The sequence below is a fragment of the Paenibacillus sp. FSL R7-0333 genome (assembly GCF_038000365.1).
GTDB classification, from domain to species: domain Bacteria; phylum Bacillota; class Bacilli; order Paenibacillales; family Paenibacillaceae; genus Paenibacillus_AQ; species Paenibacillus_AQ silagei.
In genome coordinates, this window is record NZ_JBBOBZ010000001.1 from 236,940 (window position 1) to 259,719 (window position 22,780).

Consider the following 22,780-nt stretch of genomic DNA (forward strand, 5'->3'; position numbering starts at 1 on the left):
TGTACAGCCCCGGAAGCAAAATAAAACCGTAACCCTGACCGAAGAGAAACATTCTTCCCTCCGGCGCGTATTAGCTCAGTATAGGCTTTAGGCCGTCCTTATGGCGCAACTCCGTTCATCCTTATTTGTTGGTGGGAGAGCCTGTGCCGTAGCCTTCATCCTGATAGCCTGTATTCTCCAGCTTCTGCAGGACGTTCAAGCCTTCGATCTGAAGGCGGGTCTCGTCAGTGCCATGGTCGTGCAGATACTGGAACAGGCGGATGGTGGCGTCATCGAACTGCTCTGCGGCATCATCATGATCGGCTGACTTGTAGGGGACCAGAGCACGCCGGAAGGCGTAGTCATCCCCGCTGGCCAGATCGGCCAGAAGATCCTGAAGCACAGTCAGCCCGTCACTGGACAGCAGAACCTCGTACTCACTGGAGTCGCCTCTCTCTTCCTGAATCAGACCGTGATTCACAGAGACGAAATATCGGTTAAGGTTATCGTCAGGCACAATTCATCCCTCCATCATTCGATAATGTACGGGTACGCAGGAACGGATCCAGCAGAAGGCAATATGTATGATTGCTTCTTCCGCAGCATACTCATTCCAATAAGAACGCTAGCCGCCTCTACTTGGTATTTACCACATGACGACAAATAATGAATCTGCCGTGGACTTTTGGTATGATAGAATCACGTTTCCGCTGCTGCGTGGGGCGGCAATCGGAATGTAAGGATATACGCGGCTGCGAATCAGCCTATTCTCACTCTGGAGAAGGAGGAACTACAATGAATTTACTGCAACGCATTAAAGACGGTGCCAGCCGGGTGAGTGAAAAAGCGCAAAGCTCGGTGGAAGTGAGCAAGCTGAATGGGCAGATTTCGGATATTGAGCATGAGATGCAGGTTGAATTTCTGAAAATGGGGAAGCTGTTCTACGAGGGATATCGTTCAAGGGATATGTCGGTAGCTGAAGGCCAGATGATCGAGCTTGCGCGGGGCTGTAACAAGCTGCAGGAGCAGATCGAGGACGTACGCTCAAGAATTGCCGAATTGAGAAATGAACGCTTGTGTGCCTGCGGTCAGATCGTAGGGCTGGATGCCAATTTCTGTCCGCATTGCGGACGTAAGCTGGAAGCACGCAAGCCGGAAGATAAGGAGATTTCACTGCGTAAAGAGCCGTCTTCGGCGGCCGCCGCTACCGCAGCACCGCCTGTGGTTACCGTACATACGGTGCTGGAGCATGAAGATGAGGAAGACCAGTACTACGGTGAGGAAGAGCTGACCGAAGCGGAACGGGAGCTGGCCAGAAGACCCGAAGCACGTGTTCAGTATGCGGAGGTGCTGCCTGAACTGGAAGAAGAGGCAGAGCTGGAGGAAGCGGACCGGATGGCTTCAGGTTCTGACCGGAGCCGCCGGGAGGCAGATGAACTGGAACGGGAACGGGAGCGGCAACTGGAGCTGGACCGCCGGATCAGGGACTGGAAGGCAAGTGAGCCAGCCGAAGAGCGGGTAGCCGGAGACGCGGACACACGGGAGATCGTGAATTGCCAGATCTGCCGCGCCGATCTGCCGAAGGGCTCCATGTGGTGCCCGCGCTGCGGCTCGGAGCAAATATAGACAGTGTAGTACTGACAGCTTAGGGGGACAACATAGATGGAACAGTTGCTGCTGCATCTGCGCAATTTGGGTTTCACAGAGATGGAATCCAAAATTATGGTTGAGCTGGCCACCAAGGGCCAGGCTTCGGGCTACGAAGTGGCAAAGCAGCTAGGAGTATCAAGATCGAACGTATATGCGGCGCTTCAGCGCCTGACTCAGCAAGGCTACGTGCGCTGCGGAGAAGGGGAGCCGGCACGCTACAGTGTGCTGGACCCGGAAGAGCTGGCCACGATGATATCCGGCCGGGTGCAGGCCTCGCTTGCCTATATGGAGAGTGAAATGCCGCGCGGAGGTCCGGTCAGCCCCTCCTTCTACAACGTGGAGGGTGACCGGAATGTCATTGGAGAGCTGGTCCGCCAGCTGAATCTTGCCGCTCAGGAGATTGTAGTGGATGTGTGGCGGGAGGAAGCCTCGCTGCTGCGCAGTGAGCTTGAGCAGGCGGAGAAGCGCGGAGTGAAGCTACTGTGGGCTTTTGATGGCGGTGATGCTGTGCCGGCACCTTATCCGGTATGGCCGCCCCTGCCGGGGAAGCCGGAACGCAGCGGAGGCCGGAAGTTCTCCTTCGTCGTGGACCGGAGCTGGTGCATGCTCGGCATGCGTTATGAGGACGGGAGCGCCCAAGCCGTAATTACCGAGCATCCGGTGCTGGTGGAGCTGCTGCTCAAATCTTTTACACAGGAATTGGTATTGTTCGAGCTGGAGGAAGATATGGGCCCCGAACTGCAGCGACGCTACGGGGAGCGCTATAGCCGGATCTACAGCAAATATGTGCTGCATGATCAGGAGGAACCGGGGGAAGAGCCGGAGGAATAGGGCTGCAATAGTTAGTGCCCAAGTTCACTAAGCAAGGGAGGTGACAAGCATGGAGTGTATTGTACATTTTGAAGTGCAGCATGCAGAGGGCGTCAAGCCGCTGCGCGGACTGCTGTTCCTGGAAGAGGGCAAGACCCCGGGAGAGCGGGAGCTGGTGGAGATGTTCAAGGACATGAAGTTCAACGTCCGGCTGGATAACCGGGAGAAATGGATTTTCAAGCCCGTGGCTCCGGGAGAAAGTTATTCCGAGATCCGCATTACCAGCTTTGACAACGGGAAGAAAAGCAGCACGACGGAGGGTGAGCTGAAGTCGATTGTCGGCAACCTGCTGCCCCAGAAGCCAACCGGGATATAACCGGAGCAGCGGGGTTCCAGCGGTTTTTGTCCGCCAGCAGAATTACTGCTGCTAGCGGAAGATATCTTTGTGATGAAGGTCTATTCCTGCACGAAGCAGGAAACGGACCACGCGGAAACGTGAAATATGTAACAAAGAGCAGGCCCAGGGGAATACCCGGGGCCTGCTCTTTGTGTTGGGAAATATCATTCCAACTTCTTCATTAGCCAGACCAATCTGCTCCTATCGGACCTGAGAGACCTTATCCCCTGGAAAACACCACTTTTGGTGTCTTATCGGACCGAGGAGACCTTAAGGTAGCTCAAAACGATACTTAAGAGCAGTATTTCAGAGAATAAGGTCCGTGTGGTCCGTTACCTGCCTAATTTATGACTTTCATCCAGAATAAGAGCGCCTCAGTCCGTTACGCGGAGCCACATATGTGCCCCGCCGCGCCCGTCCCGCTACGCCTGTCCCGCCGCGCCCGTCCCGCCGCGCCCGTCCCGCTGCGCCCGTCCCGCGGCGCCCGTCCCGCCGCGCCTGCCCCGCTGCGCCCGTCCCGCCGCGTCCGTCCCGCCCCGCCCGGCCTAGCCGCCCGCGCGGCAGGCCCCCGCGGCGCCAGCAGCCACTGCCGAGGCCCCCGCGGCGCCAGCAGCCACTGCCGAGGCTGCCGCCAGCGGCGAGAGCACGCGCAGCGCGCCCGGCTCGCAAGCCACGGCCAGCGGCGCTGTGCCGAGCGCTTCGCCGTCGCCGATGGCGTGGCGCGGCTGCGCGAAGTGCACGGCTACGCTGCGTCCGCGCAGCATGGTGACATAGGGCAGCTTCGTGTGCCTGCCCTTCACCACCGTCGGGAACAGCCGCAGCAATTGCCCGCGGCTGACCCCGTGTACAACGCAGACGTCAAGCAGGCCGTCGCCTGATTCCGCCTGCGGGCAGATCAGCAGCCCGCCGCCGTAGCTGGGCAGGTTGCAGACCGAGACCAGCCACGCCTGGTCATAGGCCTGCTCCTTGCCGTCACAGGTCACGCTGACGCGGCAGGGCTTGAAGGTCATCAGCGTATGCAGCACGCCGATGATATAGGCTAGGCGCCCGGCGCCAATGGCGTTGCACAGCCGCTTGTAGCGGCTGCCGTTCACATTGACGGCCACCTGCGCGTCGAAGCCGCTGGCCACCGCCGTCAGGGTGAGCCGGCCTGCCGCGCTGATCAGATCGGCTTCGATGCAGTGTTCCTGCAGCGCGGTGTCCAGCGCAGCCTCAGGCGCGAGCGGGATGCTGAATCCGCGCGCGGTGTCATTGCCCGAACCCGCCGGGATAACTCCCAGCGGGACCCCTCTGCGCCGCAGTGCGCCTAGCACACTGTGGATCGTGCCGTCGCCGCCGACAATGATGGCGGCGCGCCAATCCTCGCGGCGGGCAAGCGTCTGCAGCACCTGGCTCTCCGCGCTGTCAGCGCTCTGTGTGAATAGTGCTTCATACGCAGCGGCCCGCTTCTCAAGCAAGGCCTGGATGGTGTGCCAGGTCCGCAGCCCTGCTCCGCCGCCGGAGCGGGAATTTATGATGAACAAATACATGGATGCTTCCCCCAGCCTGTAGATTCCTGCATGTCTTATCCCATTGTAAGGAGCGGACAGGCAAAAGGGAAACTATTTTGAAATACAAGAAATTATATGTTGCACACGATAACTTATCCTTCTATTTCTCGCTGAAACGAATGCCGTCCTTTAAAAGGACGGCAAAGCCGTTTCCACTTATGTACCACACAGCTACAGCTGCCGCAGCTGGCTTTCGGCGATCTCTCCCACCCAGGGGAGCTTGAACCATCTGCTGCCAAGGGCATGGTAGATCATCAGGAGCCAGACTGCGAAGCTGCATAGGGAGATCAGGGCGCCTGCCAGATTACCGAGAAGCGGAATGAAGCCGCTGAGCACATGGGCGATCATAAGGACTCCGAAGGCAATCAGGGATTGAAGCGAGTGGAACAGGACAAAGCGGCTGCGCTTCTCCAGAGCGAGAAAAATAATCGCACCGATAAACGGGAAAAAATAACACAAGGCGGCGGCAAGGTTATCGGGCAGTCCGGTCGAAGATCTGAAAGGCGACAAAGGGCTCACTCTCCTTGGATTGTAGAAGAAAAAGGCAAAGATTATTCGTGCTTCTTCCCTACAAGCCTATGAGGTGTCCGGGCAAAGTATGAGCTGTGCGGAATGCTGTCCAATAATTTTTGGGGATAGGGGGCATACTATGATCAGGTTCCCAAACGGAAGGTCAAGCATATACTATAAAAAATTTCCATTTGCATTTTTACATGGAAAGGTGGAAGTTAATCTGGAATATGATACAATATAACGATAAGGCCCGAAAGGAGTGATTCAGCAAGTGGCTCTTCGGGTAATTAAAGTGTCAAGGTGTCTTTGCAGTGGGACATCCTTACTCTCAGCCCAAATCACGACGAACCTGCTTCACCGGCAAGGCGGATTTCCAAGTTCATGGAATGGTAGTCTGGACGGGTAATGCAAGCCGCGTATGTGTAATGGTTTCTTACTTGCATTTCAAGGTTACGGCGAACTTTTCATCATGCATTCTCTACAACGGAGCATTCATTTTCAATGTTTTGGGAGGGAACTGATCATGGCAAGTAAAGGTCATAACGAAGTCAAGGAAAGTCTGCGGGAAATGACACGTATTTTCCGGCCCAAAGATCCCAAGAAATTTGTGAAAGAGTACGTCCGGAAGTATCGGATCACGGGAGGATACGAGGAAGAGCTGACCATGGTTGTGGAGCATGAGCTGGTTAGAATGAATTCTTCCGTCTCCTGAAGAAGCGGGCAGAGAGAGTGATTCTGTTTCGTGCTGTTTGATGCCGACAACTATACATTTAATCTACATTCAAGCGATAACATCCATGAGGATTCTCATAAACCGTGCCCGGGCAGCGTTCTGCTTCTGGAATCGGTTTTTTTTGTATGCATTTTGCAGATCATCTTCGTATGTCAAATGAATATTTAGACACAAATACATATGAATACGCTTCAAAAGTAGTTTAACAGTTTTCCGGAAAAATTGAAAGCGCTTATAAAATCAGTATTGACAAGCTTTCCGCGACTTCAAAATGATTATGTGAATTTGTTGTGAACGATTGACAAAAACGGTGACCGAACTTATATTAATAGTGATTGTTATAATTGACAGGAAAATACTCTAATCTACGAATTCGGGAAAAGCGGGGTAGATCAATGATGAAAACGTGGCAGGCTGGTAAGCGGCTTCTTCCCATGACAGCAGCACTTGGACTCCTTCTGGCCGGATGCGGGCGGGAGGACTTGTCGGTACTCAGACCGCAGGGACCCGTAGCGGAAAGCTCTTACGGACTGATGAAGCTGTCAATCACGATCATGATTGTGGTGCTGCTGATCGTCTTCTCCATTGCGGCTTATGTATGGATTCGCTTCCGCCGGAAGAAGGATCAGGATGAGATTCCCAAGCAGGTGGAGGGCAGCTTCAAGCTGGAGGTGCTATGGACGGTCATCCCGCTTATTCTCGTCATTGTGCTGGCGATTCCTACGGTGAAGGTGGTCTTCGCTGCCGGCAATGATCATTCGGATGACAAGGACGCCATCAAGGTCAAGGTGACCGGCCACCAGTACTGGTGGGAGTTCGAATATACGGATTACGGAATAACGACCGCGCAGGATCTGATTATTCCTACAGGTAAGCACATTGCATTTGAGCTCAGCACCAAGGATGTGCTGCATTCCTTCTGGGTACCCTCTCTTGCCGGAAAAATGGACACCAATCCTGACGGCACGGTGAACCGCTTCAGCTTCAGTGCACCGAATGAAGGCGTTTACCGGGGGAAATGCGCGGAGCTGTGCGGACCCTCCCACGGGTTCATGGAGTTTAAGGTGAAGTCGGTCAGCGGTGAGGCCTTTGACAAGTGGGTGGCTTCGATGAAGGAGCCGGAGTCTGTAATGCCTGAGGACCCGGTGCTGGCTGAGAAGTTCAAGTCCCAGTGCCTGAGCTGCCATGCGATTGGCAGCATGCCTGCATCACCGGTGGCTCCCAGCCTGACAGGAATCGGCTCCCGTGAATCCGTTGCCGGGATTTTGCTTAATGATGACACCCGTGAAGATGGGGCCCCGGTTCTGGAGAATCTGAAGACCTGGCTGCATGATCCGCAGAGCGTGAAGCCCGGCAACAAGATGCCGAGCCCGAAGGATATGGGCTTAAGTGATGAAGAGATCGACGGCATTGCCGAATATCTGGCCGGTTATACGCTGGAATAGGGGCCTATGACTGAAGCGGAAGCAGCATATTTGATAAGGGGGTACATACCTTGGCTCACGCAGCGCAATCCTTGCAGCCCTCCCAGCCCTTGCAGCCCGGCCACAGCGCCAAGCGGCATACCGGGCTGATGGACTGGATTACCACCGTCGACCACAAAAAAATAGCCATCCTGTATCTATGGGCCGGCGGCCTTTTCTTCGGCATTGGCGGCCTGGAGGCGATCCTGATCCGTATTCAGCTGATCAAGCCGATGAATACCTTCCTGGATGCCCAGACCTTCAACGAGCTGATTACTATGCACGGCACGACCATGATCTTTCTAGGAGTCATGCCGGTTATTTTCGCGCTGATGAATGCGGTGATTCCGCTGCAGATCGGCGCGCGGGATGTCGCCTTTCCTTTTCTCAACTCGCTGGGCTTCTGGACCTTCCTGTTCGGCGGTCTTCTGCTTAACCTGAGCTGGGTGATGGGCGGCGCGCCGGATGCGGGCTGGACGGCCTATACCCCACTTTCAAGTACGGGCTACAGTCCCTCACACGGAGTGGACTTTTATACGATAGGGCTGCAGATTGCCGGTCTCGGCACACTGATCGGCGGGATTAACTTCCTGGCTACCATCATCACGATGCGTGCACCGGGGATGTCCTTCATGCGGATGCCGATGTTCGCCTGGGCTACCTTCATTACCTCAGCCATTATTCTGTTTGCATTCCCTGCGGTTACCGTAGGACTTGTCCTGCTTACCTTCGACCGGATTCTGGACGCCAATTTCTTCAATGTTGCCGGAGGGGGCAATCCCGTGCTGTGGCAGCATATCTTCTGGATCTTCGGTCATCCCGAAGTGTATATTCTGATTCTCCCGGCCTTCGGCATCATCTCCGAGGTCATTCCGACCTTCTCGCGCAAGCGGCTGTTCGGGTACAGCTCCATGGTCTTCGCGACAATTCTGATCGCCTTCCTGGGCTTCATGGTCTGGGCGCATCATATGTTCACCACCGGACTCGGTCCGGTCGCGAACGCCTTGTTCTCCGTCTCTACCATGCTGATTGCCGTCCCGACCGGGATCAAGATCTTCAACTGGCTGTTCACCATGTGGGGCGGACAGGTACGGTTCACGACCCCGAATCTGTTCGCGGCCGGGTTCATTCCTACCTTCACGATGGGCGGAGTAACCGGGGTGATGCTGGCCTCCGCGCCGGCAGACTTCCAGTTCCATGATACGTACTTCGTGGTGGCGCATTTCCACTATGTAATCGTTGGCGGTCTGGTGCTCGGGCTGTTCGCCGGTCTGCACTACTGGTGGCCGAAGATGTTCGGGCGGATGCTCAGCGAATCCTTGGGCAAGTGGACCTTCTGGACCTTTATTATCGGGTTCCACTTAACGTTCTTCGTGCAGCATTTCCTGGGACTGATGGGGATGCAGCGGCGCGTATTTACCTATTTGCCGAACCAGCAGTTCGATACGCTCAACCTGGTCAGTACGGTGGGGGCGTTCCTGATGGGAGTGGGCATGATTATCTTCCTTGTAAATGTGTTCTTGACCTCCAGACGGCCGGCGGATGCGCCGGAAGACCCGTGGGAAGACGGGCGGACCCTGGAATGGACGATCCCTTCGCCGCCGCCGGAATATAACTTCAAGCAGACGCCGCTGGTGCGGGGCCTGGATGCTTTCTGGAAAGAGAAAATGGCCGGGCATAAGGCGATGACCCCTGCGGAGCCGATTGGCCCGATTCATATGCCGTCAGCCACGATTCTGCCGTTCCTGATGTCAGTCGGTATCTTCATTGCGGGCCTTGGCTTCATGTTCAGCCGTGATGAATTCAGCAGCAGCATCATGAGCTTCCTGTTCAATAATTATATTGTTACAGCGCTGGGGCTTCTTATTACCTTCGGATCGATGCTGATGCGGTCGCTGTTCGACGATCACGGCTGGCATATTGAACCCGAAGAGCTGGAAGGAAGGTGAGTAGAGATGACAACGGCACATGCTGAAGCGGCGGATGGTACACTCCCGCATGAACCCGAGAAAGCGACCCTGGAAGGACGCAATAAAGTGCTGGCCTTCTGGCTGTTCCTCGGAGGGGAAGCGGTGCTCTTCGGCACCCTGTTCGCTACCTTCCTGGCGCTGCGCAATCAGACGAATGAGGGACCCTCGGCGGCTGAGCTATTCCATCTGCCGCTGGTTGCGGCAGCGACCTTCCTCCTCCTGGTCAGCAGTCTGACCAGTGTGTTCGCCATTCAGGCCATGCACCGGGGAAATGTGGCCCAGCTACGGAACTGGCTGGTGGTGACTGTCCTGCTCGGCCTTGCCTTCCTGATCCTGGAGATCTACGAGTTCAGTGTATATATCCGGCATGAGGAATTCGGGATGACGACGAGTGCGTTCAGCTCGGCCTTTTATACGCTGGTCGGGTTCCACGGTGCCCATGTCGCCTTCGGGATTCTGTGGATCGCCGTGCTGATCGGGCAACTGATGCATAAAGGCTTAACGGTCGTTACTGCACCGAAAATCTATGTCTCGGCGATGTATTGGCATTTCATTGATGTGGTGTGGGTCTTTATCTTCACAGTCGTATACCTGCTCGGAAAGGTGGGGTGAAGCCATGACGACGAAGCAGCCTTCTTCAGATTCTGCGGTGAAGCACCGGCACCGTCCGGAAGGACCGCAGCGGCATATTGTGGTGTTTGTGTTCTCTGTGGTGCTGACGCTGATCGCTTTTGCAGCGGTGGCAGCCGGAGGGGTGAATGCTACCTTTGCGATCATCCTGCTGCTGGTAATGGCCGTACTGCAGGTTTTCCTGCAGATGGGCTTCTGGATGCATCTGAAGGACAAAGGGCATATGCTCCCGATTATCTTCATGCTGGGCGGCTTTTTTATCGCAGGCACCTGTATTGTAATGGCACTCTATTGGGTATGGTGGGATTGATTCTATCTCCGGGGAGGTCTTGAGGATGATACCGGGATTGCAATATTTCAGCTTTACGGAACTTTGGAGTCCGCTGTTTCTGGCCCTGATGCTCCTTCTGACTGCCGGATATTTTGTGCTGATCGGTCCGCTGGCCTCCCGTTTTGAGGGCAGCATTGCAGTCCCCTTCTGGCGGAGGGGGCTGTTCTTATGCGGAATGCTGGCCCTCTATCTTGCGCAGGGAGGACCTGTCAGTCTGCTGGGACATATCTTATTTTCCTTCCATATGGTGAGTATGGCCTTATCCTATCTGGTGGCGGTCCCGCTGATTATGCTCGGTATCCCCGACTGGTGCTGGCGCGCTCTGCTGCGGGTGAATCCGCTGAAGGGACTGGCTTTTCTTGCGAAGCCGGTGGTGGCGGCCCTGCTCTTCAATGGCCTGTTCTCGCTCTACCACATCCCCGCCATCCATGATTATGTCATGCTGCATTTCACCGTTCACCGTCTGTATTATGGCGTCCTGTTCCTGACCTCGGCGCTGATGTGGTGGAATCTGATCAACCCCTTGCCGGAATACCGGGCGCTTAGCGGTCTGGGACAGGTGGGATTCATCTTCCTGAACATGGTGCTGCTGACACCGGCCTGCGGGCTGATTATTTTTGCGGGCACCCCCCTCTATGCTACGTATAGCGACCCGGGCACCTGGGCGAAGGCGATGGGCTACTGTGTACCGCAGAGTCCGGCTGCATTATTGCAGGCTTTTGGCGGTCCCGGCTTCTTCGGATCTCTGTCCCCCAAGGTAGATCAGCAGGTCGGCGGCATCGTGATGAAGTTCATTCAGGAATTTATTTTCGCCTCGATGCTTGCTTATGTGTTCTATCATTGGTATAAAAAAGAGAATGGACAGGAGGACACGGAAGTGTCCGCGCCATCCTCTGCCCTGGCGGAGGAGGTCTGACCTATAATGAGCTGGTAAGTACCGAGGGGGATATTCATGGATATTTTCACATTGTTTCCTACGATCAGTACATCGTTCATCGTCATAAGCGCGGTGCTGGTGGCCATCGGCTGGAGACAGATCATTCAAGGCAAACGCGAAGCACACAAGAAGACGATGATTGCGGCTGCGGTGGCAGCGATTCTGTTCTTCCTGGTGTACTCGTCAAGAACAGTGTTCGTAGGCAATACCTCCTGGGGAGGACCGGATGAGCTGACGACGATCTACCATGTCTTCCTGATCTTCCACATTGTACTGGCTACCGTCGCTGCCGTATTCGGCATCACTACGCTGACGCTCGGCTTCAAGGCCAAGTATGCCAAGCACCGCAAGTGGGGCAGAGTGACCTCCGTCATCTGGTTCATCACCGCCATCACCGGAGTCGCTGTCTATGTATTGCTGTATATCTTCTATCCGGGCGGACATACGAAGCCGGTCTGGGAGATTATCCTGGGCGCTTAAGCCGAGGGAAGAGAAGCTCTGGATCATGGGGGGAAAGCCTGTCCATCTGCCGCTGCTGCGGGGGAGGGGCGGGCTTTTTTTGGGGTTGACGAAGTCAAAAGGATTAGGGCATTATATCTTTTTCGTTGCTACCAATGATAAAAAAATGTGCTCCATTATCGCTGGTAACTCCTGATGATGCACATTAGGATAACGTGTCATATTAGTAAGTTTGGCATCTGCGGGAGGATGAATATGATAAGGTTCAGTGGAAACGGGACAGATCCGTGAACACGAATGTGTGCCTGGTAAATGAGAGGGAGGTGAAAAGACCGCTGCCATCCCCATCACATGAGTTCATAATAATATTAGAAAAGTCTTTCTCCAACTGGCTGATGTTGGATGGGGGGCGAGTATTCAGTTCCATTTCCTTTCAATGGAGTACAGCAGACTGGACCATTGTACTGCGTCCCGAGATTGTTCTGGGGTTAAATCAGTTTTTTTGCCCAGTGTCTCTTCGAATGTTCCGCCATATTTTTTTTCAAAATGAACGACAGCATTAAGTATTTCAGCCATTTCCTCAGCTGCTGTCATTTCTTTATTTCTGCCTGAACGTATTTGCTCTGCTTCATAACGTTTTGCAACCTCTGCTATAGCTGACTTCATTCCAGTAGGAGAAGTATAAACTGCGTTCTCAGGAAATCTAATTTGTTTGTAACGCTCTCCTTTTTCAACACCGTCAAATCGCCCAAGTGCAATCCAATTATGGATCGTAGCAATACTTACCCCGAAGAATCGAGCTACATCTCCTGTTGTGTAGACTTTAGTGCTTAATACTTCAGCCTCCATCCCTATAGTAACCATGTGGATTAGCACCCGTTGCAGAGCCTGCTCGGAATTACCGTGAACCAAATGACTGTCCACGGCCTGAAGCACTTCTGAAGGATTATGAATGGAGTTCCTTTCAATGTAATTGGCCAAAGCCTTAATAAACAATGACATCTGTGTTTCGGTCTCATGAAGATGTGTCTTGAATACCTCCGAGATCACCAAGGCTTCCGACAATGCAATTTCCTTCTCTGCCACATTAAACATATACATCACCTCAGCTCCATTCTAACACTTTTGCCCCAAACTTCAAGTAACTTAAAATTTACTGCGATTAACTTAAACTCAACTTATATTATTACCTGTTTTAGAATGATATAACGCATGCTCTAAAAAAATCCTGGAAATAGATGATGACAAGGGGTGACTTCTGGAAGTTGCATTATTATTTGAAAAAGCTCAGGATTATTATTGTATTCAATCGTTAGCAGTCAGGCTACCGATCTACAACGACCTAATTATACATACTAAGGAGAAAACATGGACCCACACATCAAACGAATGTTCCTGGACGAATATGCTGCTGAAGGTGCTAGGCGCTTTGGGGTTAGCCCCAAGGATCTGAACTTCATTGGAGGCTTTCAAAACTTCATATATTCTTATACTCTCGGTGAATCCCAATATATTCTTCGATTTACTCCTGGGACACTTCGTACCTCCGAAGGACTTGCAGCTGAAATCGAATGGATTCGTTACCTCGCGGAGAAGGGAGTGTCAGTTTCAGCTCCGGTTCTATCGGTGAATGGAAAGGATTTTGAGCGTATTCATGGGAATACGATGGATTTTTACGCAGCAGCGTTCAATTTTGCACCCGGCACAAAAGTCGGATATCCGGAATGCCTGGGGAACCCGATGCTATATGAACAATGTGGCCGTATTACAGGCCGTCTTCATGAACTGAGTAAGCGGTACAAACCGGTATTCAGAAGACATACCTGGGAAACTAATGAATACCTTGTGCGGGCGAAAGATTATTTGCCGGCAGAGCTTGGGCCCATTCTGCATGCCCTAGACGGACTAAAAGCTGATTTGAGCAGTTTGCCTGTTACCTCAGATAATTTCGGTTTAATTCACGGGGATATCAACGTAGGTAATTTCTTGGTAGATGAGTCAGGGCGGATAACGCTTTTTGATTTCGATGAGTGTCAATACAGCTGGTATGCTGAGGATATTGCTATCCAGCTCTATTATTTACTGTATGTATTTGGGGAGGATTCAAGGTCTGAACGTAAGGCGCAATACGAGCTTTTTATCCGGCATTTCGAGCTGGGCTACGCGGAGGGATGGCCGGCAGCTCCCCGATGCCTGGAAGAGTCAACTGGATTTGTTTCTTAAACTGCGTGAAATTATCGTAGTCGTCGGCATGCACCGGAGTTGGGATTTAACCCAGGCTGACGATTGGACGCGTGGGTTCTTGCAAGAGAGTACAGTGCGTATTACCAAGGGGATTTCATTAATTGATGGGTTCGGCGAAGAGGGGCAACGATGATAGTTGGAAAAAGCACACTTAATTCCAGCGAAACGGAGAGTTGTGGGTAAGCAATTGGAAAAAGTCCACCTAATCCCCCGAAAATCATCGAATTGGACGGAATCGTAGAAATTAAGTGTTGTTTGTCCAACTGCTGTCCGGGAATGGGGCGATGCCGCAGGATTGGATGGACAAAATCCAATTAACGCCACCGGCTGCGTTCAGAACTGTACACTAAAGCCATTGAATCGGTGGATTCCTGTTCTGAAACGTTCCTGGGTATGATACTTTTCTTATGGGTACCCGAAAAATAGAATGAAATTTAGTTAGGATGGGTGAAAATGGACAACCACTATGAATACCTTCTGCTTGCCTTCGAAGAAGCTGAAAAAGCAAAAGAAGAAGGGACTTACCCAATTGGGGCAGTCATTATTGATTCTAACGGAACCGTTGTTAGCCGGGGTAGAAATAGAGTTTTTTCCAGCTATGATACAACTTCACATGCAGAAGTAGACGCTATAAGAAAGGCTGGACATAAGATATTAGATGTTGAAAGTAAGAAATTTGTTGTAGATAACGGGCTTACGTTATATACGACGTGCGAGCCCTGTCCAATGTGTACGGGGACTATAGTTCTCTCCAAGATAAAAAAAGTGGTGTGGGCTGCAAATGATGCTGAAATCGGAGCATTTAAAAAATTCAAAGAAAGGACAAGTCCGTTGCCGATTTATAATGACTTATTTAATGACATTGAAATTGTGGCTGCTCCCTACTCTGATTTAGAAATTAGACAAAGACTAATGCTGGCTGAATGGAATAATAATCGGGGTTACACCGATAATCATTGGAATAAAGAATTCATACGTGATGCGGAGTGATAATTTACGAAGAGCATATTCTCAGGCGGTTAAGCTCTAACGACCAAGGCATGATCGACACGGCTCATCAAACCGTGGCGGAAAGCTGGATGTTGTTACGTGAACAGCTAAATCTGAAGAATATCGTTAATCGATTCAGCTAACGGTAACCGTCAGCTCAATAAACAGCGACAGTCTAGGACTTGAATTTCTGTCCACCACTGCCGCTGTTTCACTTTCAAGGTCTGTCTAAATATTGTTGCTTGGAGCAAGGATGAAGCTACAACCGGAACGAAGACACCGTGCTCTGCAGCTCCTCGGCCAGGCTGGCCAGGGACTGAGCGGAAGAGGCGGTCTCTTCGCTGCTGGCGGCGGACTGCTGGGTGGTGGCGGAGATGCTCTCCACAGCAGCAAGGACGTTGGTGGACTGGGCGGCCTGTTCTTCGCTGGCGGCGGCGATTTCGGATATCTTCTGGCCGGCGTTGTTGACCATGTTGACGATTTGATGAAAAGAAACGCCGGTCTTCTGCGACAGCTCCGCACTCTCCTGCACAGCGCTCACGCTGTAGCGTGTATTCACCTGCATCCCCTTGATGATGTTTGTGATCTGCTTGGTGGCCTCGCCGCTGCGTTCGGCCAGCTTGCGTACCTCATCGGCCACCACCGCGAAGCCGCGGCCCTGTTCCCCGGCTCTTGCAGCCTCAATGGCGGCATTCAAAGCGAGGAGGTTGGTCTGATCTGCAATATCCTCGATGACATCGATAATCTCGCCGACCTTCTGCGAGTCCTCCTCTAGCTTAGCCATCTGCCCGCTGACAGCCTGCATACTCTCCATCGACTCCTGAATGATGCTGTTCCCGTTCTCGGCAATCGTAACGGTCTCATCGGAGATCACCGAGGCCTGCTCGGTATTCTGGGCTACTGAGTGGATCGCGCTGGAGAGCTCTTTGAATAACTCGCTGATCGTCCCGGCATCATCCGCGGTGGTCGTGCTGCCGCTTGCCACCTCTTGCGTACTGGCGGAGATCTCTTCGGCGGCGGCGGACAGGCTCTGGGAATGCAGCAGGATAGAGCCCACTGTGTTGCGGAGGCTGCTGACCATCTCGTTCACCTTGGCAGCCAGGATGCCGATTTCATCTCTGGTGTCGATATCGGATTGGCTGCGCAGGTCGCCGTCAGCCACCTTCGAGAGAATGTTCACGACCTTCGCCAGCGGGCTGGAGATAATCCGGGAGATGATATAACCTAGCAGGATGCACAGAATTACCGCACCAACAATGATGCCAAGGGTAATATTGCGCGAAGAGCTGTACAGGGAAGCCCCATCCTGCCGGGCCTGATCCGCTTCCTTGGTGTTGGTGAGAATCAGTTCGTTCAGAATATTCTTCAAGGTATCACCTTGGTTGTTAAGCGTGCTGCTGCGCAGCATCTCCAGCAGCTTCTCGTCCTGTCCCGTCAGGGAGAGGCTGACAAGAGAATCGTACGTTAACAGATATTCATTCCATGCCGCTTCAAAAGGGGCAATGGCTTGAACCGATTCCGCGCTTAGCTTGGTTTTGCGGAACGCTGCTATGTTATCGAGTACGTTCTGCTTCTCTTTTTTATAATCGTCCACCCGCTGCTGGCGTTCCTCAGGGGTCTTCTTAATGTACAGATCCCTGACGATAACGCGCATGACGGAGAAGCTGTTCTGTGAGCTTTGCAGAGATGAGACGGGAACCAGATTATTCTTATACATATCGTCCAGACTGTTATTAATCGAGCCGAGGTTGCTCAGTCCGTAGAGGCCCACGAAGGAAAGAATGACAGCGACGGTCAGGAAGGACGAGATTAACTTCACGCTTGTTTTTAGATTATAGAACCATTTCATACTTGTTTCCCCCAGTAAAGATGATTTTGTTAAGCGAAGACTCCCGTATTGAAAAATAAGCTGGCTGTATCTATGATCAGAGCGATATTGCCATTTCCCAGGATGGTAGCTCCTGATATGTTCTCAGTCTTGCCCATGTAGGCGCCGAGCGATTTGATTACGATGTCCTGATTGCCGATAAGCGTATCCACGGCCAGTGCCAGCCGTTTCTCTCCCCGCCCCACGATAATCAGTGGAATGGATGCTGAACTGCCGCCCGCGCCTGCGGGGAGCCGCAGGATATCCTGCAGCCAGACCACCGGTACGAGCTGCCCCCGTGCGGTAATGACAGGCTGGCCCCGGACAGAGCTGATCTCCTCTGGAGTGACGCGGACAATCTCGGCCACACTGCTCATGGGAATCACGAAGGTGGCTCCCCCGGCATGAACGAGAAGACCCCGGATGATGGCGAGCGTCAGGGGCAGGCGAATCCGGAACCGGGTGCCTTGCCCCCGCTTGGTCTCGATATCGATCATGCCGTTAATCCGTTCAATGTCATTGCGGACGATATCCATCCCGACTCCGCGGCCGGAAATATCGCTGATGTGCGGGGCTGTGGAGAAGCCGGGCCGGAAAATAAGCCGCAGCGCCTCATCCTCAGTCATTCCGCCGGCCTCTTCAGCCGTAATGATGCCCTTTCGCAGGGCAGACTCTGCAATCAGGCTGGAATCAATCCCGGCCCCGTCGTCCTCGATGACCAGGATGACCTGATTATCCTCATGGGAAGCCGCGACGCGGACGGTTCCGGTCTCGCTTTTGCCGGCGCTGCGGCGGATTTCAGGGGTCTCTATGCCGTGATCAACGGCATTGCGCAGCAGATGGATCAGCGGGTCGCCAAGCTCTTCAATGAGCGTCCGGTCCAGCTCCGTCTCCTTGCCTTCAAGAACCAGCTCAACCTGCTTGTTCAGGGAGCCGGACAAGTCCCGGACCATGCGGGGCAGGCGGTTGAACAGCTGCTCTATCGGCAGCATCCGCACCTTAATCATGCTCTCCTGCAGTTCCCCCGTAATCATAGCCAGATGGTCGGCAAGCTGGCCCAGCTCCTCTGTCAGATCATTAGTTCCGTATTGCTGGTGGAATCTGCGGTTCAGCAGATGGAACCGGGTCTGGTCGATGACCAGCTCACCCGCCAGGTTCATCAGCTTCTCCAGACGCTCCACCTGGACGCGGATCGTTTGCGGCTTGGTTTTGTCAGCGGCAGACGGCGGGGATTCTGGTACTTCCGGGTGCTCCCGGCTCCCCGTCTCCGGATGTGGCGGTCTCACGAATTCACCGGGACGCGAAGAATCGTTAAGCACTTCATCTATGTATATACGATCAACATCCATAATGGATAAGACCTCCTGACGGAGCTCCTCGATATCAATCTTAGGCGACAGCAGCCAGGAGGCCTCGTCGATCCGGCTGTCGTGGTCCTCTATCTCTTCCAGCTCCGGCTTCATGCGCAGGACCGCAGCGACACTCCGCAGCTTGGCATCGATCAGATGAAGACGGGGCAGCTTCATCTCACAGCCGGGAGAGAGCCACACATGCACCCAGAACAGCTGGAGGGGAAGCTCTGCCTGACTTGTCTGCACAGCGGGGACCTTATCCTTCAGCTTGTGCAGCTCCTCCGCTGCGAATGTACTCAGCCGTTGCACCAGACCGGACACATCTGTGGTCTCCTGATCCGTAGCAGCTATCTCGCTCTGCAGCGCGCGCATTCCATCCAGCGCTTCGAAGAACAGGCGAATCAGTTCCTGCGTGACCGTCCGTTCCCCTCCCCGCATCTGATGAAGCAGATGCTCCAGATGATGCGTGACTTCCTTCAGCCCGTTGTAGCCCATAGAGGCTGAGGAGCCCTTAAGGGTGTGGGCCGCCCGGAAGAACTGCTGGATTCCGTCTTCTGTCTCCCCGGCCTGCTCCAGCCTGAGCACCTCATCCTCGATCAGCTGCAGCTGGTCCTCCAGCTCCTCCAGAAATATCCCTCGGTATTCCGATAAATCAACCATGGTTCGCCTTCTCTCCGTTTAGCCTTTGTTTAGTCTCGCAGCAGGATCTCATCCAGCCGCAGAATGCCGACCAGCTCGGAAGAAGAGAAGCCTACTCCGTTGAAGAAGGAGCCGCTGATTCCAGAGATGCTGCCCTGTGCAGGCTGAATATCGCTGAAGGTCGTCACTTTATTCACGTTGTCGACAATAACGCCCAGGGATTCCTCCTGGTGATGGACCACCAGAATGCGTGTGTGCTTGGTCGGGTCCACTTCCTCCATCTGAAGCAGCACTCTAAGGCTGAGTACCGGCACAATTTTACCCCTGAGGTTGATAATGCCCTTCACATAGTGACGGCTGCTGGGGATTTCCGTTATTTCCTGTATTCTTATAATTTCATGGACATCTGAGATCGGGATCGCATAATGCTCGTGATCTACCCCGAATTCAACATATTGTTTCTGCAAAACGGTCTCCATAGTTACCCTCCGGCTTCTCATATTACTTAGCTGGCCCGCAGCCGCTATTTTGCCTCTGTCCCCCTCCTGAGTTCTTCGCGTTACCTTCTGCTGATCTTGTGTATTCCGGTCTTTAGCCATTCCTGTGAGATAATGGGACAAAATACCACGAGAATGTCGTACAATATCACTTATGCGACATGTCTATTCCTGAGGAGTGATGAAAAAAGAATGAGCCAGACCGAATTTAGCCGTACGGCGCTCAGCTTGGTGTACCCGGAAGAAGGCTACCTAAGCGATGATCAGATTGTTCAGATGTTTATGGCTACCTGCTGTACGAATGTTAATACAGGTCGGAATTATAAGCGGGCGATTGCCGATTTCCGCAGATTTATTGCAGGCACCTCCTTACGGGCAGTGACCTGGAGGGAGATGGAGGCGTATAAGATTTTCCTGACGCAGGGGGGCTACAGTTATCAGAGGCAGCTGGCGCCGGCAAGCATAGCGGCATTCCTTGCTCCGTTGAAGTCTTTTTATAAATGGGGGAGTGATCAGCATATCGGGATTTTTGCAGTAAATCCGACCTCTTCGGTACGCATCCCCAAAATAACCGTGACCAGCCGCAAAAACTTCCTGACCAAACGGGAGGTGGGAGAATTACTGAATGTGCTGGAGCAGCAAGGACTGCGCAATTATCTGATCGGGCTGACGCTGGTAGTGCTCGGTCTGCGGGTGTCAGAGCTGACGGCGATGAAGTGGGGGGACTTCCATAATGATCTGCTGGAGACCTCGGTCTGGCTGACCGTGGAGAACGGCAAGGGGGGCAAGCCCAGAGAAATTAAGGTTCCGCCGACCCTGTGGCAGCTGTATTCCAAGTTGTCTGATACCCTGCCAGGCAAGGAAGAGGTCACCCCGGAGCAGAGGATGTTTCCGTTATCTTCAAGGCAGGTGGAACGGATTATCAAGAATGCCGGAGAAGCCAGCTCAATTGAGAAAAAGTTGACCCCGCACTGGCTGCGCCACACGAATGCCACGCTGGCCTTGCTCCAGGGAGCGTCGCTTCAGCAGGTTCAGGAATCGCTGGGACATTCCCACATCAACACCACTCAGCGTTATCTCCACACCGTTCAGCAGATTCAAAAGGCTGCCCCGGATTTTGTAGAGGACAGCCTGCGCACGTTCATTCAATAGATTAGATTCGACAAAAATTGCAGAGGCACGAATGGAACATAATTGTGGAAGCAGAGGGGCTGAATCAGCGAAGTTTCTATACAGAAGTTAGGAAATGACCTATAATAAACGCATTGCTGCTTGAGTATGCGCAAGTATGCATGGGTTATCGTATTTTACTCAAAAAAAGTCGCATAAGTGATATTGTACGACAAAAAACGTCAAAGTATACATACAGACTTAGCTTCATGTGGTTTGTTGCAGCCGAATCAGGCACATGTTCCGCAATTCCCTCGCATGCTCCAATAATAAAGCCCAGACTCCGCCTATGTGCGGGGTTTTTTCGTGCGTGGAATCGAAATACTAAGAATAGTAGAGGTTTTCTGTTGACAGTGGAAAACACAGGTCATATACTGTGTATATAGATATATACAGTAAGCACACACAGATACACACTGAGGCTAGCTGATCTGCCGGCTCCTGCCGTTCAAGATGAATAAAGCGAGGTTAGAAGTTATGACAACATTAAAGCAAGCGTGGGTCATCGTACGCAGCGAATTCCACGGTGACCGCTGGAAGCTGCTGTGGGCACTGCTGTTTTCGCTCTTGTTCATGGGATATTTTGCCGCACTGTCAGGAATGGTCATCGACGATACGCTAACAGGACATGACAAGCAGTTGCTCAGCGATGTTCTGATGGTTACGATGATGCTCATGCTCACGATCACCTTTTCCCGGCGGACCATGAAGTATATCTCGGAGGATTCCTATACCCGGATGCTGGCGTATATGCGGGCGTTGCCGGTACCGGTAGCAGCTATTCTCTGTAAAAGAAAGCTGGACACCCTGTTAGCTGTTGTCATGAACAGCACGCTGTTCTTCAGCCTGCTCTATGCGGTCAGCCCCGGAATACGCGCTGAACTGCCCCCTGCTTCGTATGTGGCTTTTGCCTTTACCTGGATCGGTTACAGTCTGATTGTCGCAGGCATGTATATCATGGTCGAGTACTCAGTCAGCGGTGTCATGTACTTCTGGATCATCTCCGCCGTCATGCTGCTGGCACTGGCCGTGTCAGGACTGGTCCACCTGGGAGGGAGCAATATTCTGCTCGTTACGGTCAATGTCTCCAGATCCTGGGGGATGGGCTCTCCGCTGATGTGGGGGGCGCTTGGAGCGGGTGCCCTGTCCATTCAGCTATTCTCCAAGTGGACGATTCACCGGCTGAAGAGCCGTGATCTCGTATGAGACGGGGCAAGGCGTTCATCCGCGGACCGGGCCTGGAAGGCAGGTGTAAATAATGTGGATACCTATACAAATTAATGAGAACAGCGCAGAGCCGCTGTACCACCAGATCGAGACACAACTGAGGTCGCTGATCATCTCCGGCGCAATAACGGAAGGAACGCTGCTTCCTTCCATCCGCGAATTCGCGGGTAACCTGAAGTGCAGCGTCATTACCGTCCGCCGCGTCTATCAGGATCTGGAGAACGAAGGCTTGCTGCGGACCCGGCAGGGGACGGGCACCTTTGTATCCCATATCGGGACCGGGGCAATGGAGGACTATAAGCAGGAGACCGTCCGCAAGGCGCTGGAGAGCGCCGTGGAGGCGGGACTATCCGTCCATTGCAGCGAAGAGGAACTGATCAGGCTGTTCACAGAGATCGTGAAGAACAAATACGGGAAGCAGGCAGAAAGAGGGGGAAGCTGATGGGACAGCAAGCCATAGAACTGCGGGATGTCTGCAAGAAGCGGCGGAACAAGACCATCGGGCCGATGAATCTCCGGTTGCCGCAAGGATATATTACGGCACTGGTGGGCCAGAACGGAGCGGGCAAAAGCACGCTGCTGAAGATGCTGCTTCAACTGATTTTGCCAGATGAAGGGGAGATCGGCTGGTATGAAGAGGCTTACCGCAGCGTGCTGCCGCTGGAGCTCCGCCAGACCATCGCATATGTGCCGGAGATGTCGCAGCCTGAGGAAAACTTCTGGACACCCGGGGAGGCGGCCGCCTTCCGCAGCCATTGGTATCCTTCCTGGGACCAGAGCTACTTCGAGGAGCTGATCCGTAAGTTTGAAGTGCCGCCGAATGCCAGACTGGGCAAGATGTCCAAGGGCGAGCGCCGCAAGTTCGAGCTTGCCGCCGCCCTCGCGGCGAAGCCCCGGCTGCTGCTGCTGGATGAGCCGTCATCGGGCCTCGACCCTTTTGCCTGGAAGATTATGATTGAGACGCTTCAACGGTACATGGAGGAGAACGACGCCACGATTATCATCTCCACTCATATTGTTGAAGAGGTGCGGCGGCTGGCCGATTATATCGTGCTAATGCACCAGGGACAGCTGCTGGGAATGACCGAGAAGGACAGTCTGTTTGGTTCATGGAGTGAAATATGGGTTCAAATTGAGGGAGAGCAGGAGCTGGAGGAGCTGGCAGCCGAGCTGCCGCAAGCGCTGGAGCTGAAGCTGGAGGCGCCGGGTGTGGCTTCATTTTTAACCCAACAAATTTATCTGTATGAGAAACGCATTCACGATTTGGGCGTAAAGGTACTCAAGAGCCGCAGCCTGGAGCTGGATGAAATCCTAAGCTTATGGACCCGGGGACATCGTCCGGTTCTGATTGACCAGAAGAGAGGGGAATAAG

The 22,780-nt window shown here is 53.3% G+C and carries 23 protein-coding genes; 16 read left to right on the top strand and 7 right to left on the bottom strand.

The genetic code is table 11. The features are described 5' to 3' along the window. Positions 1-121: 121 nt before the first annotated feature. A complete protein-coding gene (locus MKY86_RS00985) occupies positions 122-496 on the bottom strand; it encodes a hypothetical protein (protein WP_076085399.1) in 375 nt (124 codons plus the stop codon). A gap of 278 nt (positions 497-774) precedes the next feature. On the opposite strand from MKY86_RS00985, the gene MKY86_RS00990 reads away from it, so the two are divergent. Genes MKY86_RS00990 through MKY86_RS01000 form a run of 3 tightly spaced genes read left to right on the top strand, consistent with a single transcriptional unit; the run spans position 775 to position 2,815 of the window. Beyond that, complete coding sequence (locus MKY86_RS00990) at positions 775-1,605, top strand: zinc ribbon domain-containing protein (protein WP_076085402.1); 831 nt, start codon at positions 775-777, stop codon at positions 1,603-1,605. Positions 1,606-1,641: 36 nt separating this feature from the next. Further along, a complete protein-coding gene (locus tag MKY86_RS00995) occupies positions 1,642-2,460 on the top strand; it encodes a TrmB family transcriptional regulator (RefSeq protein WP_076085405.1) in 819 nt (272 codons plus the stop codon). Positions 2,461-2,509: 49 nt separating this feature from the next. Continuing rightward, a complete protein-coding gene (locus MKY86_RS01000) occupies positions 2,510-2,815 on the top strand; it encodes a hypothetical protein (protein ID WP_036722149.1) in 306 nt (101 codons plus the stop codon). 566 nt (positions 2,816-3,381) lie between these two features. Here MKY86_RS01000 and MKY86_RS01005 read toward each other — a convergent pair. Together MKY86_RS01005 and MKY86_RS01010 are read right to left on the bottom strand one after the other, a co-directional pair. Beyond that, positions 3,382-4,365 carry a YegS/Rv2252/BmrU family lipid kinase gene (locus MKY86_RS01005; protein ID WP_083685824.1) on the bottom strand — a complete coding sequence of 328 codons (984 nt, stop codon included), beginning with the start codon at positions 4,363-4,365 and terminating at the stop codon, positions 3,382-3,384. A 192-nt stretch (positions 4,366-4,557) separates the two neighbouring features. Next, positions 4,558-4,896 (bottom strand): DUF4870 domain-containing protein, encoded by a 339-nt coding sequence (locus MKY86_RS01010; RefSeq protein WP_076086522.1) that lies wholly within the window; start codon positions 4,894-4,896, stop codon positions 4,558-4,560. A 526-nt stretch (positions 4,897-5,422) separates the two neighbouring features. Here MKY86_RS01010 and MKY86_RS01015 point away from each other — a divergent pair. The 7 genes from MKY86_RS01015 to MKY86_RS01045 all read left to right on the top strand — a co-directional run bounded on the left by MKY86_RS01015 (position 5,423) and on the right by MKY86_RS01045 (position 11,443). Further along, positions 5,423-5,611: a hypothetical protein gene (locus MKY86_RS01015; RefSeq protein ID WP_019913840.1), complete on the top strand. Its 189-nt coding sequence runs from the start codon at positions 5,423-5,425 to the stop codon at positions 5,609-5,611. A 416-nt stretch (positions 5,612-6,027) separates the two neighbouring features. After that, positions 6,028-7,077, top strand: coding sequence for a cytochrome c oxidase subunit II (gene coxB, locus MKY86_RS01020; protein ID WP_076086525.1), 1,050 nt, complete (start codon positions 6,028-6,030; stop codon positions 7,075-7,077). A 128-nt stretch (positions 7,078-7,205) separates the two neighbouring features. Next, positions 7,206-9,044: a cytochrome c oxidase subunit I gene (ctaD, locus tag MKY86_RS01025; RefSeq protein WP_076086550.1), complete on the top strand. Its 1,839-nt coding sequence runs from the start codon at positions 7,206-7,208 to the stop codon at positions 9,042-9,044. A gap of 6 nt (positions 9,045-9,050) precedes the next feature. Next, entirely contained in the window at positions 9,051-9,677 is a 627-nt protein-coding gene (locus MKY86_RS01030) for a cytochrome (ubi)quinol oxidase subunit III (protein WP_076086529.1), read from the top strand. A gap of 4 nt (positions 9,678-9,681) precedes the next feature. Beyond that, the gene (locus MKY86_RS01035; protein WP_036722158.1) at positions 9,682-10,005 is read left to right on the top strand and encodes a cytochrome C oxidase subunit IV family protein; all 324 of its coding nucleotides are present in this window, start codon (positions 9,682-9,684) and stop codon (positions 10,003-10,005) included. A gap of 28 nt (positions 10,006-10,033) precedes the next feature. Next, complete coding sequence (ctaG, locus tag MKY86_RS01040; RefSeq protein ID WP_076086553.1) at positions 10,034-10,942, top strand: cytochrome c oxidase assembly factor CtaG; 909 nt, start codon at positions 10,034-10,036, stop codon at positions 10,940-10,942. A gap of 36 nt (positions 10,943-10,978) precedes the next feature. Next, complete coding sequence (locus tag MKY86_RS01045) at positions 10,979-11,443, top strand: DUF420 domain-containing protein (protein WP_036722160.1); 465 nt, start codon at positions 10,979-10,981, stop codon at positions 11,441-11,443. A 396-nt stretch (positions 11,444-11,839) separates the two neighbouring features. Here MKY86_RS01045 and MKY86_RS01050 read toward each other — a convergent pair whose 3' ends face one another. Continuing rightward, positions 11,840-12,523 (bottom strand): helix-turn-helix domain-containing protein, encoded by a 684-nt coding sequence (locus MKY86_RS01050; protein WP_076086532.1) that lies wholly within the window; start codon positions 12,521-12,523, stop codon positions 11,840-11,842. A gap of 267 nt (positions 12,524-12,790) precedes the next feature. On the opposite strand from MKY86_RS01050, the gene MKY86_RS01055 reads away from it, so the two are divergent. Then, positions 12,791-13,645, top strand: coding sequence for a phosphotransferase enzyme family protein (locus MKY86_RS01055; RefSeq protein ID WP_076086535.1), 855 nt, complete (start codon positions 12,791-12,793; stop codon positions 13,643-13,645). A 474-nt stretch (positions 13,646-14,119) separates the two neighbouring features. Beyond that, positions 14,120-14,656, top strand: a complete 537-nt coding sequence (locus MKY86_RS01060) for a nucleoside deaminase (protein WP_340825695.1) — start codon at positions 14,120-14,122, stop codon at positions 14,654-14,656. Between the two features lie 259 nt (positions 14,657-14,915). Here the strand turns inward: MKY86_RS01060 and MKY86_RS01065 are convergent, their stop codons facing one another. Genes MKY86_RS01065 through MKY86_RS01075 form a run of 3 tightly spaced genes read right to left on the bottom strand, consistent with a single transcriptional unit; the run spans position 14,916 to position 18,993 of the window. Further along, positions 14,916-16,505, bottom strand: coding sequence for a methyl-accepting chemotaxis protein (locus MKY86_RS01065; RefSeq protein WP_076086541.1), 1,590 nt, complete (start codon positions 16,503-16,505; stop codon positions 14,916-14,918). A 29-nt stretch (positions 16,506-16,534) separates the two neighbouring features. Further along, entirely contained in the window at positions 16,535-18,535 is a 2,001-nt protein-coding gene (locus MKY86_RS01070; RefSeq protein ID WP_076086544.1) for a chemotaxis protein CheA, read from the bottom strand. A 29-nt stretch (positions 18,536-18,564) separates the two neighbouring features. Then, positions 18,565-18,993 (bottom strand): chemotaxis protein CheW, encoded by a 429-nt coding sequence (locus MKY86_RS01075; protein WP_076086547.1) that lies wholly within the window; start codon positions 18,991-18,993, stop codon positions 18,565-18,567. Positions 18,994-19,203: 210 nt separating this feature from the next. Between MKY86_RS01075 and MKY86_RS01080 the strand changes: the two genes are divergently transcribed. The 4 genes from MKY86_RS01080 to MKY86_RS01095 all read left to right on the top strand — a co-directional run bounded on the left by MKY86_RS01080 (position 19,204) and on the right by MKY86_RS01095 (position 22,779). After that, positions 19,204-20,163 carry a tyrosine-type recombinase/integrase gene (locus tag MKY86_RS01080; RefSeq protein ID WP_076086956.1) on the top strand — a complete coding sequence of 320 codons (960 nt, stop codon included), beginning with the start codon at positions 19,204-19,206 and terminating at the stop codon, positions 20,161-20,163. A 495-nt stretch (positions 20,164-20,658) separates the two neighbouring features. Further along, positions 20,659-21,387, top strand: coding sequence for a hypothetical protein (locus MKY86_RS01085; RefSeq protein ID WP_076083758.1), 729 nt, complete (start codon positions 20,659-20,661; stop codon positions 21,385-21,387). 52 nt (positions 21,388-21,439) lie between these two features. Further along, positions 21,440-21,850, top strand: a complete 411-nt coding sequence (locus tag MKY86_RS01090; RefSeq protein ID WP_076083761.1) for a GntR family transcriptional regulator — start codon at positions 21,440-21,442, stop codon at positions 21,848-21,850. Next, on the top strand, positions 21,850-22,779 hold the full coding sequence (locus MKY86_RS01095) for an ATP-binding cassette domain-containing protein (protein ID WP_076083764.1): 930 nt from the start codon (positions 21,850-21,852) through the stop codon (positions 22,777-22,779). The genes MKY86_RS01090 and MKY86_RS01095 overlap by 1 nt, the downstream gene beginning before the upstream one ends. Position 22,780: the final 1 nt, after the last annotated feature.

Excerpts from the sequence above, each read along its gene's own strand:
- MKY86_RS00990 (WP_076085402.1), top strand. The coding sequence starts at position 775 with ATGAATTTACTGCAACGCATTAAAGACGGTGCCAGCCGGGTGAGTGAA.
- MKY86_RS00995 (WP_076085405.1), top strand. The coding sequence starts at position 1,642 with ATGGAACAGTTGCTGCTGCATCTGCGCAATTTGGGTTTCACAGAGATG.
- MKY86_RS01000 (WP_036722149.1), top strand. The coding sequence starts at position 2,510 with ATGGAGTGTATTGTACATTTTGAAGTGCAGCATGCAGAGGGCGTCAAG.
- MKY86_RS01005 (WP_083685824.1), bottom strand. The coding sequence starts at position 4,365 with ATGTATTTGTTCATCATAAATTCCCGCTCCGGCGGCGGAGCAGGGCTG.
- MKY86_RS01015 (WP_019913840.1), top strand. The coding sequence starts at position 5,423 with ATGGCAAGTAAAGGTCATAACGAAGTCAAGGAAAGTCTGCGGGAAATG.
- coxB (WP_076086525.1), top strand. The coding sequence starts at position 6,028 with ATGATGAAAACGTGGCAGGCTGGTAAGCGGCTTCTTCCCATGACAGCA.
- ctaD (WP_076086550.1), top strand. The coding sequence starts at position 7,206 with ATGGACTGGATTACCACCGTCGACCACAAAAAAATAGCCATCCTGTAT.
- MKY86_RS01030 (WP_076086529.1), top strand. The coding sequence starts at position 9,051 with ATGACAACGGCACATGCTGAAGCGGCGGATGGTACACTCCCGCATGAA.
- MKY86_RS01035 (WP_036722158.1), top strand. The coding sequence starts at position 9,682 with ATGACGACGAAGCAGCCTTCTTCAGATTCTGCGGTGAAGCACCGGCAC.
- MKY86_RS01045 (WP_036722160.1), top strand. The coding sequence starts at position 10,979 with ATGGATATTTTCACATTGTTTCCTACGATCAGTACATCGTTCATCGTC.
- MKY86_RS01050 (WP_076086532.1), bottom strand. The coding sequence starts at position 12,523 with ATGTATATGTTTAATGTGGCAGAGAAGGAAATTGCATTGTCGGAAGCC.
- MKY86_RS01055 (WP_076086535.1), top strand. The coding sequence starts at position 12,791 with ATGGACCCACACATCAAACGAATGTTCCTGGACGAATATGCTGCTGAA.
- MKY86_RS01060 (WP_340825695.1), top strand. The coding sequence starts at position 14,120 with ATGGACAACCACTATGAATACCTTCTGCTTGCCTTCGAAGAAGCTGAA.
- MKY86_RS01065 (WP_076086541.1), bottom strand. The coding sequence starts at position 16,505 with ATGAAATGGTTCTATAATCTAAAAACAAGCGTGAAGTTAATCTCGTCC.
- MKY86_RS01070 (WP_076086544.1), bottom strand. The coding sequence starts at position 18,535 with ATGGTTGATTTATCGGAATACCGAGGGATATTTCTGGAGGAGCTGGAG.
- MKY86_RS01075 (WP_076086547.1), bottom strand. The coding sequence starts at position 18,993 with ATGGAGACCGTTTTGCAGAAACAATATGTTGAATTCGGGGTAGATCAC.
- MKY86_RS01080 (WP_076086956.1), top strand. The coding sequence starts at position 19,204 with ATGAGCCAGACCGAATTTAGCCGTACGGCGCTCAGCTTGGTGTACCCG.
- MKY86_RS01085 (WP_076083758.1), top strand. The coding sequence starts at position 20,659 with ATGACAACATTAAAGCAAGCGTGGGTCATCGTACGCAGCGAATTCCAC.
- MKY86_RS01090 (WP_076083761.1), top strand. The coding sequence starts at position 21,440 with ATGTGGATACCTATACAAATTAATGAGAACAGCGCAGAGCCGCTGTAC.
- MKY86_RS01095 (WP_076083764.1), top strand. The coding sequence starts at position 21,850 with ATGGGACAGCAAGCCATAGAACTGCGGGATGTCTGCAAGAAGCGGCGG.